Here is a 2,784-nt window from a genome sequence, read left to right as displayed (position 1 = left end):
GATGGCGGCCCGCGCCGCGTCGCAACCACTCGTCAGCGCGACCGTGGCTCGATGCCGCCAAAGCGTCCACGCCTCGCCTCGGCACCAGCCCGGGATGCGTGACGACTTGAACTATGAATATCGAGCCTGTTCATGAGCTGTGTATGTTCAGCAGCGAACAGAGTGGAAGGCTACTTCGCGGACGATTTCTCTGTCGGACGATCATACCAGTGAAATGACACTTTTCTGATAGTCTGCGAACAACTCACCACTCCAACAAAAAACCGGAGGAACTCATGGCAGTCATGCCGGAGTAGTTGGCACTACGGCCGCCCCCGTCTTCAGGTTCCCGATTGCCGAGGATGGCATTGTTCCGCATCGCCGATGGCCGACATCTTGCTGATGACCTGTCTCGAACTGGCATTGCCTCAATCAGTTCGACCTCTCCAGCTCGAGTGCCTGCTCTTCGTGTCCTGCAGCCATTGAGTCCAGGACATCATCTGCTGGTCAAGGATCGCTGTGGCAAGTCGGCAGCATTTTATCGCCTGCGCCCGCAGCGCCAGTGAGGACATTTCAGCTCACCGGATCATGTTTCCTGCGAGTACAAGCTGATCATCAAGACGATCGGCTGATGGGGATGACACCGGAGAACAGGATAAAGCCGTAAACGACGAAGGCCAGGAACCATCCCGTGGGGGAGCAGTTTTCCCGGCAATATCCCTAATCCAGCGTCCAGAGCCTGCCGGCGCCAATCAGGAGAACTCCCAAACATGCGGGATCAATCGCTCGGGTTCCTGAAGGAACTTGTAAACACCCCCTCACCGAGCGGCTATGAACAGCGCGTGGCGAAGCTCTACCGGGATTACGCCGAGCGCTTTGCCGACCGGGTCACAACCGACATCCACGGCAGCGTGACGGCTGTGGTGAACCCAGGTGCTTCGATGAAGATCATGCTCGCCGGACATATGGACGAGATCGGCTTCATCGTGCACTATATCAGCGACGAGGGTCTCCTCTACTTCAGCGCCATCGGTGGGCACGACAGCATCATTCCGGTCGGGCAGATGGTGTGGGTGCACGGCAGGCAGCGCGTTCCCGGTGCCATCGGCCGCAAGGCGATCCACCTGCTCGACCCGGAAGAAGGCAAGAAAAAGCCGGAACTCAAGGATCTGTGGATCGATATCGGGGCAAGTTCCCGTGCCGAGGCCGAAGCGATTGTTCAGATCGGAGATGTCGTCACCTACCAGTACGAATTCCAGCCGCTTGTGGGAAACCGTGCGATGGCGCGGGGCTTCGACAACAAGGCGGGCCTGTTTATCGTGGCTGAGACCTTGCGCCTTCTCAGGGAAGAGGGCGGCCTGCGAGATGGCGTGGGGATTTATGCCGTCGGCACCGTGCAGGAGGAGATCGGGTCCCGCGGCGCCCGGACTTCGGCGTTCGCCATCGGCGCGCAGACGGGACTTGCCGTCGATGTGGACCATGCCGTTGACTATCCCGGTGTCAGCAAAGCCCGGTACGGCCAGCTCGACCTTGGAAAGGGACCCAGCGTCTCGCGCGGCGCCAACACCAATCCGGTAGTCTTCGATCTGATCTGCCAAGCTGCGAGGGAAGAGGGTATCGCTTACCAGGTGTGTGTCACGCCTGGGGTGACGCCAACCGACGCCGGCGTGATGCAGATCAACGGGCCGGGCATGGCGACGGGCCTGCTCGGCGTTCCCCTGCGCTACATGCACACCCCATGCGAGATCGTGAGCCTCAAGGATGTGGAAGATTGTGCCCGGCTGATGGCTGCTTACTGCCGGCAGGTTACGCTGGAAACCGACTTCACCCCGCGATAGTGCCCGCCATGGCTCACATGGCACGGCTTTCTGACCGACCCGACTATCTTCTGTGTTCATGACGAGGATCAGGCGGATGCTGCGTTGATCTTGTGGTGTCGCGCCTTCGCCATGAATATCGATATGTTCGCCGCTGCTAATGAGGAGCAGCGGCGGGGGCGTCATCAGCTGGGAAGTGTCAACCGCGGGACGGCGACGTCCACACTATCTTTTGTGAAAACCCCTCCGTGCCAATGATGATGAGACACAGGCCCCCCGGAAGTTTAGACTTGAGGGCGTAGGAGAACTGTCTCGTGGTCATGCCCAATAGAGTTGTGGAAGCACAGGCCGCCGCTGGCACCGGCACAGAGGAAGGCTGGAGGCCGACGGTTGTGCCGGCGCCAGCGGCGGCCAACCCTGAACTGTCGGATCGCCCGAAGCGCCGGACGTTCACGGCCGGTGAGAAACTGCGGATTTTGGCGGAGACGGATCGCGCGGCGGATACTGGCGGGATCTCGGCCATTCTACGCCGGGAAGGCCTGTACTCGTCGACCCTGACGGATTGGCGCCGTCAGCGCGATGCCGGCGCCTTCGAGGCTCTGAAGCCGCTGAAGCGGGGGCCGAAGGAGGCCGCCGTCAACCCCATGGCGGCGGAACTGGCGCGGGCCAACCGGGAGAACGCTCACCTCAAGCGGCGGCTCGCGCAGGCCGAGGCGATCATCGGCATCCAAAAAAAGTGGCTTCCTTGCTGGGAATTCCCCTGGCGACGCCCGACAGGGACGAGGAGCCGTGATGGAGGCGGTGGTCTCCCTGCCGGCCGGCAACGGCCTCACCGCCGCCGCCTGCGACGCTCTGGGCGTAGCGCGCGCCACTGTCTATCGCCACTGCGCGCGTCGGGCTGGGCCAAGGGCTCCGTCACCTTCCAGACCTCGCCCGCCCCGCGCGCTGACGCCCGAAGAACGGCAGACGGTGCTCGACCGGCTGCGCG

The 2,784-nt window shown here is 62.2% G+C and carries 1 protein-coding gene and 1 pseudogene; both read left to right on the top strand.

Going from position 1 to position 2,784, the window contains the following annotated elements:
* Window positions 1–749 precede the first annotated feature (749 nt).
* A complete protein-coding gene (locus AC5JJ6_RS07690; protein WP_496041473.1) occupies window positions 750–1,817 on the top strand; it encodes a M42 family metallopeptidase in 1,068 nt (355 codons plus the stop codon).
* A 293-nt stretch (window positions 1,818–2,110) separates the two neighbouring features.
* Window positions 2,111–2,784: pseudogene (locus tag AC5JJ6_RS07685) on the top strand (transposase); the annotation flags it as partial.

It is taken from the genome of Skermanella sp. (assembly GCF_059503625.1).
Note: the sequence above shows the minus strand (reverse complement) of the source record. Positions and strands in the feature narration are given on the sequence as shown.

Bases quoted from the DNA above. Each gene is read 5' to 3' on its own strand.
- AC5JJ6_RS07690 (WP_496041473.1), top strand. From the start codon at position 750: ATGCGGGATCAATCGCTCGGGTTCCTGAAGGAACTTGTAAACACCCCC.